This window comes from Rhodococcus sp. 14-2496-1d (assembly GCF_002259365.1).
In the GTDB taxonomy this organism is placed as follows: Bacteria; Actinomycetota; Actinomycetes; order Mycobacteriales; family Mycobacteriaceae; genus Rhodococcoides.
In genome coordinates this window covers 172,050-184,183 of record NZ_NPFV01000016.1, presented here as the reverse complement: position 1 = coordinate 184,183, position 12,134 = coordinate 172,050, and the positions used below count along the sequence as shown (strand labels likewise).

Sequence of the window (12,134 nt, the reverse complement as noted above, 5' to 3'; positions counted from 1 at the left end):
GTCAGACGCCGAGATGTCAAGACTTGTCGCCCTACGTGCGGCGCAGGCCGTCGAAGGTCAGGGCCACGACGGCGTCGGCCAATTCCTCGACCGATCCGCCGGTGCGCGGGCGATACCACTCGATCAGCGAGTTGACCGTGCCGAACACGAGCTTGGACGCCAGCGCGGGATCCACCCCTGGACGCAGGTCGCCCTCCTCGGCCGCAGCCACCACGAGCCCGGTGACGAACGAGTCGAATTCGCGCCGACGGGCGAGGGCCCGCCGCTCAACGTCGGTGTTGCCCCGCACACGCAGCAGCAGCGTCACGTAGGGAAGCTCCGCACACAGGATGTCCACGCTGCGACGCACCAGGTATTCGAGGCGGTCGATGTATCGCCCGGTCGTGGCCCGATCCTCGGTCGTCACGGCGAACAGCGCATTGAGAGCCCGCGACAACGCGAGTTCGAGCAACTCGGACTTGCCGGACACATGGTGATAGATCGAGGACTTGGTGATGCCGAGCCGCTTCGCCAGAACTTCCATGCTGGTGCCGTCGTATCCACGGTCGTTGAAGACCTTGACCGCCACTGCCAAGAGCGAGTCCAGGTCGTATCCCGGCCGCCCTGGCTGTCCGGTCTTGCGCGGCGCGCGTGCGGTTGTCATTGCCACATCTTCTCAGTCGGTGCCCGATTCCACAGCACCGTGGGCAGCAAACCTTGACAAACAACCGAATGTTCGGTTATTAATGACGCAACCGTACGGAGGAGATTTCAAGTGGGCGAAGTATTTCTCGTGGCCGGCGCACGCACGCCGCACGGACGCTACGGCGGCGCACTGTCGACCGTGCGTCCCGACGACCTGGCGGGGATCGTGGTCGCCGAGGCCGTCCGCCGAGCCGGCGTGCCCGTCGATCGAATCGACGAAGTGATTCTCGGTGCCGCGAACCAGGCGGGCGAGGACAATCGTGACGTGGCGAGAATGGCAGTTCTGCTCGCAGGACTCCCCCACACGGTGCCGGGCTACACCGTCAACCGACTGTGCGCGAGCGGACTGACGGCAGTGGCCAACGCCGCGAGCACCATTCGCAGCGGTGAGGCCGACATCATCGTCGCCGGTGGCGTCGAGTCCATGACCCGCGCGCCCTGGGTCATGGCGAAGCCGGGGACGGCGTGGGCCAAGCCCGGAGACATCTTCGACACCGCCCTCGGCTGGCGATTCACCAATCCGACCTTCGCCTCCCACGACGCGGGGACCGATCCCAAGATCACCCTGTCGATGGGCGAAACCGCCGAGGAGGTCGCGCTCAGCGAGGGCATTACCCGCGAGGAGTCCGACGCCTTCGCGTTCCGCAGTCAGCAGCGTGCCGTCGCCGCCCAGGACGCCGGACGCTTCGCCGACGAGATCGTGCCCGTCACGACCAAGAGCGGCGAGGTCACCGAGGACGAGACGCCGCGACGCGGAACCACTGTGGAGAAGCTCGGCACCCTGAAGACCGTGTTCCGCAAGAACGGCATCGTCACCGCCGGAACGTCCTCGCCGTTCACCGACGGTGCATCGGCACTGGTGGTGGCATCGGAGGAGGCCGTGAACAAGTACGGCCTCGAGGTGCGCGGACGCATCGTCACCAGCGCGAGTGCCGGTATCGCGCCGCACATCATGGGGCTCGGGCCGGTGCCCTCCACACAGAAGGCGCTCACCCGCGCAGGATGGTCGGTCGAGGATCTCGGTGCCGTCGAACTCAACGAGGCCTTCGCGGCACAGTCCCTCGGCGTCATCCGCCAGCTGAAGCTCGACGAGAACATCGTCAATGCCGACGGCGGTGCCATCGCCCTCGGACACCCTCTCGGCTCGTCGGGTGCTCGAATTCTGTTGACGCTGTTGGGCCGGATGGAACGTGAGAAAGCGTCCCGCGGACTCGCGACGCTCTGCGTCGGCGTCGGGCAAGGCGTGTCGATGTTGATCGAGGCACCGTGAACACGCTCGTCGTCGAGGAGCTGACGGACCGCGTTGTCGTCACTCTGAGTCGCGAGAAGCAACGCAACGCAATTGATTCCGAGATGATCGGCGAGTTGCACGAGGTGTGCGCGCTCGTGGAGCAGGATCCGAGAATCGTCATCCTGACCGGCGCGGGCGAGCACTTCGCCGGGGGTGCCGACATCAATCAGCTGCGGGCCCGCACCCGCGACGACGCATTGCGCGGCATCAACCGAAACCTGTTCGACCGCATCGCCGCACTGCCCCTGCCGACGATCGCAGCAGTGCGCGGTTACGCGCTCGGCGGTGGAGCAGAGTTGTCCTACGCCTGCGACATCCGCATCGCGTCGCCGACGGCCGTGTTCGGCAATCCCGAACCGGGCCTGGGCATCATGGCTGCCGCCGGGGCCAGCTACCGGTTACCGACACTGGTGGGAGTGTCCGTCGCGAAGCAGGTTCTCCTCGGTGGCCGGACGCTCGACGCCGAGGTGGCACTCCGCTCCGGCCTGGTGCTGGACGTCGTCGACGAGCCCTTGGCCGCAGCGCATTCCCTCGCGGATCGCATCGCCAAGCAAGCACCGTTGGCACTGAAGCTGACCAAGAAGATTCTCGATGCGCCCGGTTCGCACCCGTGGGCCGACGACATCGCGCAGGCCGTGCTGTTCGAGACCGAAGACAAACAACGCCGAATGACGGCATTTCTGGAGAAGAAGAAATGACAGTTCCCTCTAACGTGGCCGTCGTCGGTGGTGGACGCATGGGCGCCGGTATTGCCCAGGTGTTCGCGGCTCTCGGCTCGAACGTCGTCATCGCCGAAGCCGCCGACCAGCAGGCCGCCCTCGGACGAGTCTCCACCGGACTCGACCGGGCGCACGAGCGCGGCAAACTCAGCGAGGATCCCAATGCGATTCTCGCCCGGGTCTCCACCGTCGCCGGGCCCGCGGATCTCCCGGCCGAACTCGACCTGGTTGTCGAAGCCGTTCCCGAGATCCCGTCACTCAAGGTCGAGGTGCTTGCTCTCGTCGACAAGATCGCCGGGCCCGAGACCGTTATCGCGTCGAACACGAGCTCTATTTCCATCGCCGAACTCGGTGCGGCGCTGAGTGATCCGAGTCGCTTCGTCGGGATGCACTTCTTCAATCCGGTTCCGGCGTCGACTCTCGTCGAGATCGTGCGCGCGCCGGCCACCGCCGCGGACGTGGTGGAGCGAGTACGGCAGTGGGTGTCGCTGCTGGGCAAGACCGAGGTGCTCGTCAACGACTCCCCCGGATTCGCGACGTCACGGCTCGGGGTTTGCCTGGGGCTCGAAGCCATTCGGATGTTGGAGGAAGGCGTCGCCGACGCCGAATCCATCGATCGCGCCATGGAACTCGGTTACAAGCACCCGATGGGTCCGCTGCGGTCGACCGACCTCGTGGGGTTGGACGTCCGGCTCGCGATCGCAGAACACCTGGCGTCGACCCTCGGCGACAGGTTCACACCCCCGCAGTTGTTGCGAGACATGGTTTCTCGCGGCGATATCGGACGCAAGTCCGGTCGCGGCTTTCACGATTGGACGAACGCATGACGGTACGGTTCGACATCACCGACGGCCTGGCGACCATCACACTCGCTCGCTCCGAGGCACACAACGCCCTCGACGTGACGACAAAAGTCGCGCTGGCGGAGGCCGTCCAGAACGCTGCCGCACCCGAGGTGCGCGCAGTACTCATCACCGCCGAAGGCAAGAACTTCTGCGTCGGCCAGGATCTGGGTGAGCATGTCACCGCGCTCGAGGCCGATCCGGCCACAGCGATGGATACCGTCGGTGAGCACTACAACCCGGTCATCCGAGGGCTCGCAGCGCTCGACGTACCGATCGTCGTGGCCATTCCTGGCGCCTGCGTCGGCGCCGGTCTCGGAATCGCGCTCGCAGGAGATATTCGGGTCGCGGGCACCAAGTCGACGTTCGCGACGGCGTTCACCGGCATCGGCTTGGCCAGTGACTCGGGATTGAGTTTCACTCTGGTCGAGGCACTCGGATCGAGCCGGGCCGCGGGTCTGATGCTGCTCGGCGACAGGGTCACCGCCGCGCAGGCCCTCGACTGGGGCCTGATACATCGCGTCGTCGACGACGCCGACGTTCTCGAGACAGCACGCACGCTGGCCGCGTCACTCGCAGCCGGACCAACCCAGGCCTACAAGCAGGTCAAGTCGCTGATCGCGCGCTCCGGACTGTCCGACGCACTGGACCGCGAGGCGCAGGCGCAGACCGCCCTGGGCCAGACCGCCGACCACAAGGCCGCCGTCGACGCGTTCCTGAACAAGACGAGAGCCTCCTTCGTCGGCATGTGAGCAGAAGTTCGACCCCTGCTACGAATTTCCGTGCACGTGCGGCGTAGCCGCTCTCACCGCACTTGTGCCGGGGGTCACTTCGATGCATACTGGTTACCAACCGATCATTCGGTAATGAAAGTAGGACTTATGACCACGTCAAACACCTTGTCCGCCGAGACGCTGCAGGACGGGTTCGACGACACCGTTGCCCGCGAACAGCGCGTCGAGCCCCGCGACTGGATGCCCGACGGCTACCGCAAGTCGCTCATCCGCCAGATCGCCCAGCATGCGCACTCCGAGATCATCGGTATGCAGCCGGAGGGCAACTGGCTCACCCGTGCGCCGTCACTGCGCCGCAAAGCGATCCTGATGGCCAAGGTGCAGGACGAAGCCGGCCACGGCCTCTACCTGTACTCCGCCGCCGAGACGCTCGGTGCAGACCGCGCCGATCTGACGGTCAAGCTCATCGAGGGCAAGCAGAAGTACTCCTCGATCTTCAACTACCCCACCCTGACGTACGCCGACGTGGGCACCATCGGCTGGCTCGTCGACGGTGCAGCGATCTGCAACCAGGTTCCCTTGTGCCGCAGCAGCTTCGGCCCGTACGCACGCGCGATGATCCGCGTCTGCAAAGAGGAGTCGTTCCATCAGCGACAGGGCTACGAACTGCTCGCCACGATGATGCGCGGCACCGACGAACAGCGCGCCATGGTTCAGGAATCAGTCAACCGCTGGTGGTGGCCGGCTCTGATGATGTTCGGCCCGCCGGACGACGAGTCCCCCAACACCGAGCAGTCGATGAAGTGGGGCATCAAGCGCCACACCAACGACGAACTGCGCCAACGCTTCGTCGACATGTCCATCCCGCAGGCGAAGGCCCTGGGCGTCACGTTCCCCGACCCGGACCTGAAGTGGAACGAGGAGCGCAAGTCGCACGATTTCGGCGAGCCCGACTGGTCCGAGTTCATGCAGGTGATCAAGGGCAACGGTGCCTCCAACGTCGAGCGCATCGCGAACCGGCGCGCAGCTCACGACGGCGGAGCCTGGGTCCGTGAGGCCGCAACCGCATTCGCCGAAAGGAACGCAGCATCATGACCGAATTCACCGCCGAGGGCGGCCACGGAGCGGTGCCCACCGAGGGTGTTCCGGTCGAGCCGAAAAGAGAAGCAGTCAAAGCCGATTGGCCGCTGTACGAGGTGTTCCTGCGCGGCAAGCGCGGCCTGAACCACGTGCATGTCGGATCGCTGCACGCCGCCGACGACCACATGGCGCTGCGGCATGCTCGCGACGTCTACACCCGACGCAACGAAGGCGTCAGCATCTGGGTGGTTCCGTCCAACTCGATCGTCGCGTCGTCGCCGTCGGAGAAGGATCCGTTCTTCGCTCCGAGTGGCGACAAGGTGTACCGCCACCCGACGTTCTACGAGATCCCCGACAACGTTCCCCACATGTGAGACCCACACTTCAAGAGGACACGCACTCATGACTGATCACGACAGCGCCTACGAGGGCCTCGTCGACGAGAATTCGCACGGGCAGTGGGCATTCGGGACGAGCTTCGACGACCCACTTGCCGGGGTCGACACCACCGTGCCCGACGACGTCGACCCGAAAGCCCTTGCCGCGTACTGCCTCATGCTCGGCGACGACGCGCTGATCAGCTCACAGCGTCTCGCGCAGTGGAGCACCCGCGCGCCCGAACTCGAAGAAGAAGTCGCCCTGGCCAACGTCGGCCTCGATCTCCTCGGCCAGGCCCGGCTACTGCTGGCCCGCGCCGCCAAAGCCGATCCCACGGTCGTGCCGTTCATTTCGGACACCTCTCCCGCACCGGCCGAGGACGCGCTCACGTTCTTCCGCGACGAGGCCGACTTCCGGAACGTACGACTCACCGAGCTCGACAACGGTGATTTCGCCAAATCTCAGGTGCGCCTTCTGGTGTTCTCGACGTGGCGTCTCGCACTCTTCACTCGGCTGCAGGATTCCCGCGATCCCGTTCTCGCCGCGGTTGCGAACAAGGGCGTCAAAGAGCTGACGTACCACCGCGACTACTCGGCACGCTGGGTCGTCACTCTGGGCTGCGGCACGGAGGAATCGAAGCGACGCGTCCGCGACGCGGTGGCTCGGATCTGGCCGTACGTCTCCGAACTGTTCGTGCCGACGGACGAGGAAATCGCACTCGCGAAGGTCGGTGTCGGCGTCGACCCACGCGACGTGCGCGAGGAGTTCGATTCCGTTCTGGCACAGGTGCTGCACGCCGCCGAGTTGGAGGCACCCGAGGGCAAGTCCGTGGGCACCATCGGCGGCCGTGGAGGCAGGCGAGGTATCCACACCGAGGCATTCGGGCCGCTGATCGCCGAGATGCAGGTCGTGGCGAGAGCGCATCCGGAGGGAGTCTGGTGACCACTCTCGAACGAACGGCACGCGAGATCGCCGCCACCGTCATGGATCCCGAGATGCCGCTGCTCACTCTCGACGACCTCGGCGTCCTGCGCGACGTCGAGGTACGCGAGAACGGCAGTGTGCTCGTCACGATCACACCGACGTACTCAGGATGCCCGGCGATGGCGACGATGCGCGACGACATCGCGCACAAGCTCACCGACCACGGCTACTCCGAGGTCGAGATCGTCACCAGCCTCTCCCCCGCGTGGAGCACCGACTGGATCTCCGAGGAGGGCCTGCGCAAGCTTCGCGAAGCCGGCTACTCCGTACCCGGCCCCGCCCCGGCGCGGACGAGTGGTCCGGTCCCGTTGACCCTGACAGTGAAGCCGCGGCAGATCGCCTGCCCCCAGTGCACTTCCACCAATACCCGCCTCACCTCCGAGTTCGGTGCCACCCTCTGCAAAGCCCAGTACCGGTGCGACGACTGCCTCGAGCCCTTCGACCACGTGAAGGAAATTTGATGACCGTCACCGCTGAACCCGTACAGAAGAATCTGCGGAACAAGCCTTTTCACACGTTGACCGTCGCGGATGTCGAGCCACTGTGCGACGACGCCGTCGCCGTCACGTTCGACGTGCCAGAACACCTCACGGACGAATTCGACTTTCGCCCAGGGCAATCCCTGATGCTCAGCCGCACGGTGGACGGCGTCGAGCACCGTCGCTCCTACTCGATCTGCGCACCGGTGGGCGCGCGTCCCCGCGTCGGTGTGCGGGAGGTGAGCGACGGCCTGTTCTCCTCGTGGTTGGTCCACGACGTCAAGGCAGGCGATCGAATCGACGTCCAGGGCCCGAGCGGTAGTTTTCACGCCGACCCGGCCGCAGGCGGCCGACACGTGCTCATCGCAGCCGGCTCGGGCATCACCCCGATGCTCTCGATCGCCGCTTCGGTGTTGGCGAACCCCGACGCCGAAGTCGTTCTGCTGTACGGCAATCGGCGTACCAGATCGGTGATGTTCGCCGAGGAGATCGCCGATCTCAAGGATCAGTACGGCAGCCGGTTCGACGTCATTCACGTCCTGTCCAGGGAACCGCGCGAGGTCGAACTGTTCAGCGGAAGACTCGACGCCGACCGGTTGCGCGAGATACTCGACTCCGTCGTCGCGACCCCCGAGATCGATCACTTCTGGCTGTGCGGTCCGTTCGGAATGGTGACCGACGCCCAGCAGGTACTCGGCGATCTCGGCGTGGCCAAGGACAACGTCCATGCCGAACTCTTCTACGTCGACGATGTTCCGCCACCCCAGGAGAAGCATCGCGAACCCGGCGTGACCGGACCGAGCAGCGAGGTCACGATCACCCTCGACGGCCGCTCCGTGACGGGCACTCTCCCCCAGGACGAGTCGATCCTCGATTCCGGTGAGCAGCTGCGCTCCGATCTCCCCTTCGCGTGCAAGGGCGGCGTGTGTGGCACCTGCCGCGCGAAGGTCACCTTCGGCGAGGTCGACATGCGCCGCAACTACGCCCTCGAAGACAACGAGGTCGCTGCCGGCTTCGTGCTCACCTGCCAGACCTTCCCCCTCAGCGACACCGTGACCGTCGACTTCGACGCCTGAGACACGAGAGAGCAATCATGACCAGTGTGCTGTCCGCCCCCACCGATACCCCCGATATCGAGTTCGCGTCTCGCGATCGGATCTCCACCCTGCAGTTGGAGCGCCTGCAGTGGTCACTGCAGCATGCGTACGACAACGTTGCTCATTACAAGAAGGCCTTCGACGGCGCGGGGGTGCATCCGACCGATCTGAAGGACCTGTCGGATCTGGCGAAGTTCCCGTTCACCGCCAAGGCCGATCTGCGGGAGAACTACCCGTTCGGCATGTTCGCCGTCCCGCAGAACCAGGTCTCGCGCATTCACGCGTCCTCGGGAACCACCGGCCGACCCACCGTCGTCGGCTACACCGCGAACGACATCAGCAACTGGGCCGACCTCATCGCTCGCAGCCTTCGTGCCGGCGGGGTGAAGCCGTCCGACAAGGTGCACGTGGCCTACGGCTACGGACTGTTCACCGGCGGCCTCGGCGCGCACTACGGCGCGGAACGTCTGGGCTGCACCGTCATTCCGATGTCCGGCGGTATGACCGATCGTCAGATCCAGCTCATCGAGGACTTCGAGCCCGACGCCATCATGGTCACACCGTCGTACATGCTCACGATCGTGGACGCGATGATCAAGAAGGGCATCGACCCGGCCAAGACCTCACTGAAGACCGGTGTCTTCGGCGCGGAGCCGTGGACCGAGGAGATGCGCAAGGAGATCGAGAAGACTCTCGACATGGACGCCGTCGACATCTACGGCCTGTCCGAGGTGATGGGGCCTGGCGTCGCGATGGAATGCGTCGAAACCAAGGACGGACTCCACATCTGGGAGGATCATTTCTACCCGGAGGTCATCGACCCGGTGACCGGCGAAGTCCTGCCCGACGGCGAGGAGGGTGAACTGGTGTTCACGTCGTTGTCCAAGGAAGCGATGCCGATCATCCGGTACCGCACCCGCGATCTGACGCGACTGCTGCCGGGCACGGCCCGCACGATGCGTCGGATGCAGAAGGTCACCGGCCGTACCGACGACATGATCATTCTGCGCGGCGTCAACCTCTTCCCGACGCAGATCGAAGAGCTGATCCTGACCGTGCCCGTGCTGGCACCGCAGTTCCAGTGCGTGCTCGAGAGGGCAGGCCGCATGGACTCGTTGACCGTTCTCGTCGAGGCCCGCCCCGACGCCGCACTCGACTCGCACGCACCAGCAGCGGCGACACTGAAGAAGCTCGTCAAGGATCGCATCGGCGTGAGCGTTGCGGTCGACGTCGTCGCACCCGCGGCCCTCGAGCGTTCCATCGGCAAGGCTCGCCGTCTGATCGACAACCGTCCAGCCGTATGACATGAGCCCGGTGGCACAGAGTTTCGAGCAATGGCGCGAGAACGTCTCGACGGCGTTCGTGCCGTTGGACGCTGTGTCCACCGGGCCGTCGTCGTTCGAGGGCACGCTGGTGTCGTCGACGCTGGGGGCCTTGCAACTGAGCGAGGTGACCGGCCGCGAGGTCGACGTCCGGCGGACCCGCGCGACCATCCGGCGGTCCGATCCGGGCTTGATCAAGGTCGGTCTTCAGCTGACGGGGCGCGGCACGATCGTTCAGAACGAGCGCGAGGCCGTGCTGAACCCGGGTGACTTCGCGGTGTACGACACCAGCGCCCCGTACGAGCTGCATTTCGCCGGCAATTTCGAGATGTTCGTCGTGATGTTCCCGCGTCGAGAACTGCGTATCGACTCTCGTGAACTGACCACTGTGGCGGCGCGGTGCATCGAGGGTGCCCGCGGCGTGGGCGCGTTGGTGTCGCCTTTTCTGCATACCCTGCGCCGCAACGCCCTCGACGGCACTCTGCCCACCACGCCGATGCTCGAGCACGCGGTACTCGATCTTCTCGGTGCCGCTCTCGACGACGCAACACCCCACGAGGCTCCGGGTTCGACACTGCTGATCGAGGCCAGGGGCCTCGTCGAATCGCACCTGTCCGATCCCTCGCTGTCCACGGCCTCTCTCGCTGCGCGCCTGCACATCTCGACGCGCTACCTACAGAAGCTCTTCGAGTCCGACGGTCGCACGGTGGCCGGATGGATCAGATCCAGGCGGCTCGATCGCTGCCATCGCGATCTCCGCGACCCTCGATTCGCCGCGGACAGCATCGGAACCATCTGTGCGCGTCACGGTTTGATCGATTCCTCGAACTTCTCGAAACTGTTCAAGGAGACGTACGGGATGTCGCCGCGGGAGTACCGCACCGGCTGAGCGGGGCCGGCGCATCCTCCGCAGGCCCCGCCCGTACGATCTACCTCCCCAGAATCAGATCCGAGGCCCGCTCACCGACCATGATGGACGGCGCGTTGGTGTTGCCCGATGGCACCGTGGGCATGATCGACGCGTCCGCGACCCGCAGCCCCTCGACGCCACGCACTCGAAGATTGGCTCCGACAACAGCATTGGGATCCGAGTCCGCACCCATCTTGCAGGTGCCGACCTGATGGTGGTACGTGCCGGCGGCCTGTCGAACATAGGCCCGCAGGTCGTCACGAGTACGCGCGCTCGGTCCCGGAACCACCTCGGCCTTACGCCACGGTGCGAAAGCGTCGGACGCACCGATCTCGCGGCAGATCTCCACCGCGTCGACCATCGCTTCGAGGTCGTACGGATCGGCCAGAATGTTCGGATCCGCCAGTGGCAGTTCACTCGGGTCCGATGACGCCAACCGCAACGTCCCGCGCGAGCGGGGAGCGACGATGCCGGGTGCGATGGTGTAGCCGTTCTCGGGCACCGGGTATCCGTCGGCCGGGTACGGAATGTGCATGAACAGGGGCTGCAGATCCGGTGCAGCGCCGGCCCATCCATTGCTGCGGGCGTAGAGCTGCGCCTCGAGCAGATTGTTCGTACCGGCTGCGAGCGGCGCGAGGGACTCGTAGATGTTGCTCAGCAGCAGGTGGTCGTGCAGATTCTCGCCAACACCCGGCAGGTCCACGACCGTGTCGATCCCGAGTTCGGTCAAGTGCGCGGCGGGTCCGATTCCACTGAGCAGCAAAGTCTTCGGTGATCCGAGAGCTCCACCGCAGAGGATCACCTCGTGATCCGCGAACGAGCGCTCCACCTCGGAACCCCCGCGGCTGTACTCGATTCCCACCGCACGGCCGTTCTCGAGAACCACCCGGTGAACGAGTGCCCCGGTGGTGACAGTCAGGTCAGGATGCCCGATCACCGGGCCTACGAAGCTCTTCCACGCACTCATCCGTTCGCCGTCGCGAGTAGTGGTGTGGTTGTAGCCGGCACCCACCATCTCGTCGGCGTTGAAGTCGTCGATCAGCTTGTGCCCGTGTTCGACGGCCGCGTCGACGAAGGCCGCCGCCAGTGGATGCGGGGTACCCATGATGGACACCGGCAGTGGCCCGTCGCCGCCGTGGAACTCGTTGGCCCCGAGTTCGTGCGACTCCGAACGCTTGAACAGCGGCAGCACGTTCTCCCAGGCCCACCCGGCATCGCCGGTCGCGGACGCCCACCCGTCGTAGTCGCTGGAATGCCCTCGTACGTAGATCATTCCGTTGAGGGACGAGCTGCCGCCGAGTACGCGTCCGCGCGGCCAGAAGATCCGTCGATCGTTGGCGTGCTTCTGCGGAGTGGTGAACAGTCCCCAGTCCTGCGAGCCTCCCAACAGCGTCGGCCAGCCCTGCGGTGAGTGGATCGCCGGATCGGTATCCACAGGTCCGGCCTCGATCACGTGCACGGTGTGACCGGCATCGAGCAGCCTCCTGGCGATGACACTTCCCGCTGATCCTGCTCCCACTACGATGTAATCCGTCGACATGCGCTACTTCTTTCTGTTGTGACCGTCGACACAACAGTGGCCGAATCTGCGAGCCCATACATGTCGCTGCGCGC

At 65.4% G+C, this 12,134-nt stretch carries 13 protein-coding genes; 11 read left to right on the top strand and 2 right to left on the bottom strand.

The features are described 5' to 3' along the window. Window positions 1-31: 31 nt before the first annotated feature. A complete protein-coding gene (locus tag CH296_RS11865) occupies window positions 32-643 on the bottom strand; it encodes a TetR/AcrR family transcriptional regulator (protein WP_032380646.1) in 612 nt (203 codons plus the stop codon). Window positions 644-754: 111 nt separating this feature from the next. On the opposite strand from CH296_RS11865, the gene CH296_RS11860 reads away from it, so the two are divergent. The 11 genes from CH296_RS11860 (at window position 755) to CH296_RS11810 (ending at window position 10,499) form a co-directional block, all read left to right on the top strand. Further along, entirely contained in the window at window positions 755-1,954 is a 1,200-nt protein-coding gene (locus CH296_RS11860) for a thiolase family protein (RefSeq protein ID WP_094684823.1), read from the top strand. Then, window positions 1,951-2,673 carry an enoyl-CoA hydratase/isomerase family protein gene (locus CH296_RS11855; protein WP_032404454.1) on the top strand — a complete coding sequence of 241 codons (723 nt, stop codon included), beginning with the start codon at window positions 1,951-1,953 and terminating at the stop codon, window positions 2,671-2,673. Before CH296_RS11860 ends, CH296_RS11855 begins: the two co-directional genes overlap by 4 nt. Continuing rightward, on the top strand, window positions 2,670-3,521 hold the full coding sequence (locus tag CH296_RS11850) for a 3-hydroxyacyl-CoA dehydrogenase family protein (protein ID WP_094684822.1): 852 nt from the start codon (window positions 2,670-2,672) through the stop codon (window positions 3,519-3,521). The genes CH296_RS11855 and CH296_RS11850 overlap by 4 nt, the downstream gene beginning before the upstream one ends. Then, complete coding sequence (locus CH296_RS11845; RefSeq protein ID WP_045198180.1) at window positions 3,518-4,288, top strand: enoyl-CoA hydratase/isomerase family protein; 771 nt, start codon at window positions 3,518-3,520, stop codon at window positions 4,286-4,288. The genes CH296_RS11850 and CH296_RS11845 overlap by 4 nt, the downstream gene beginning before the upstream one ends. Window positions 4,289-4,417: 129 nt before the next feature. Next, window positions 4,418-5,365 (top strand): 1,2-phenylacetyl-CoA epoxidase subunit PaaA, encoded by a 948-nt coding sequence (paaA, locus tag CH296_RS11840; RefSeq protein WP_032379887.1) that lies wholly within the window; start codon window positions 4,418-4,420, stop codon window positions 5,363-5,365. Further along, a complete protein-coding gene (gene paaB, locus CH296_RS11835) occupies window positions 5,362-5,724 on the top strand; it encodes a 1,2-phenylacetyl-CoA epoxidase subunit PaaB (RefSeq protein ID WP_032404451.1) in 363 nt (120 codons plus the stop codon). The genes paaA and paaB overlap by 4 nt, the downstream gene beginning before the upstream one ends. A 28-nt stretch (window positions 5,725-5,752) precedes the next feature. Then, window positions 5,753-6,670 (top strand): 1,2-phenylacetyl-CoA epoxidase subunit PaaC, encoded by a 918-nt coding sequence (paaC, locus tag CH296_RS11830; RefSeq protein ID WP_094684821.1) that lies wholly within the window; start codon window positions 5,753-5,755, stop codon window positions 6,668-6,670. Window positions 6,671-6,711: 41 nt separating this feature from the next. After that, on the top strand, window positions 6,712-7,173 hold the full coding sequence (gene paaD, locus CH296_RS11825; RefSeq protein ID WP_068054497.1) for a 1,2-phenylacetyl-CoA epoxidase subunit PaaD: 462 nt from the start codon (window positions 6,712-6,714) through the stop codon (window positions 7,171-7,173). Next, window positions 7,173-8,267 carry a 1,2-phenylacetyl-CoA epoxidase subunit PaaE gene (gene paaE, locus CH296_RS11820; RefSeq protein ID WP_094684820.1) on the top strand — a complete coding sequence of 365 codons (1,095 nt, stop codon included), beginning with the start codon at window positions 7,173-7,175 and terminating at the stop codon, window positions 8,265-8,267. Before paaD ends, paaE begins: the two co-directional genes overlap by 1 nt. A gap of 17 nt (window positions 8,268-8,284) precedes the next feature. Beyond that, window positions 8,285-9,592 (top strand): phenylacetate--CoA ligase PaaK, encoded by a 1,308-nt coding sequence (gene paaK, locus CH296_RS11815; RefSeq protein ID WP_094684819.1) that lies wholly within the window; start codon window positions 8,285-8,287, stop codon window positions 9,590-9,592. A gap of 1 nt (window position 9,593) precedes the next feature. After that, the gene (locus tag CH296_RS11810; protein WP_094684818.1) at window positions 9,594-10,499 is read left to right on the top strand and encodes a helix-turn-helix domain-containing protein; all 906 of its coding nucleotides are present in this window, start codon (window positions 9,594-9,596) and stop codon (window positions 10,497-10,499) included. A gap of 40 nt (window positions 10,500-10,539) precedes the next feature. Here the strand turns inward: CH296_RS11810 and CH296_RS11805 are convergent, their stop codons facing one another. Further along, window positions 10,540-12,060 (bottom strand): GMC family oxidoreductase, encoded by a 1,521-nt coding sequence (locus CH296_RS11805; protein ID WP_094684817.1) that lies wholly within the window; start codon window positions 12,058-12,060, stop codon window positions 10,540-10,542. Window positions 12,061-12,134 lie beyond the last annotated feature (74 nt).

What these genes read in the sequence shown, in the direction of transcription:
- CH296_RS11845 (WP_045198180.1), top strand. Translation starts at nt 3,518, where the DNA reads ATGACGGTACGGTTCGACATCACCGACGGCCTGGCGACCATCACACTC.
- paaK (WP_094684819.1), top strand. Translation starts at nt 8,285, where the DNA reads ATGACCAGTGTGCTGTCCGCCCCCACCGATACCCCCGATATCGAGTTC.
- paaC (WP_094684821.1), top strand. Translation starts at nt 5,753, where the DNA reads ATGACTGATCACGACAGCGCCTACGAGGGCCTCGTCGACGAGAATTCG.
- paaD (WP_068054497.1), top strand. Translation starts at nt 6,712, where the DNA reads ATGGATCCCGAGATGCCGCTGCTCACTCTCGACGACCTCGGCGTCCTG.
- CH296_RS11850 (WP_094684822.1), top strand. Translation starts at nt 2,670, where the DNA reads ATGACAGTTCCCTCTAACGTGGCCGTCGTCGGTGGTGGACGCATGGGC.
- paaA (WP_032379887.1), top strand. Translation starts at nt 4,418, where the DNA reads ATGACCACGTCAAACACCTTGTCCGCCGAGACGCTGCAGGACGGGTTC.
- CH296_RS11865 (WP_032380646.1), bottom strand. Translation starts at nt 643, where the DNA reads ATGACAACCGCACGCGCGCCGCGCAAGACCGGACAGCCAGGGCGGCCG.
- paaE (WP_094684820.1), top strand. Translation starts at nt 7,173, where the DNA reads ATGACCGTCACCGCTGAACCCGTACAGAAGAATCTGCGGAACAAGCCT.
- paaB (WP_032404451.1), top strand. Translation starts at nt 5,362, where the DNA reads ATGACCGAATTCACCGCCGAGGGCGGCCACGGAGCGGTGCCCACCGAG.
- CH296_RS11810 (WP_094684818.1), top strand. Translation starts at nt 9,594, where the DNA reads ATGAGCCCGGTGGCACAGAGTTTCGAGCAATGGCGCGAGAACGTCTCG.
- CH296_RS11805 (WP_094684817.1), bottom strand. Translation starts at nt 12,060, where the DNA reads ATGTCGACGGATTACATCGTAGTGGGAGCAGGATCAGCGGGAAGTGTC.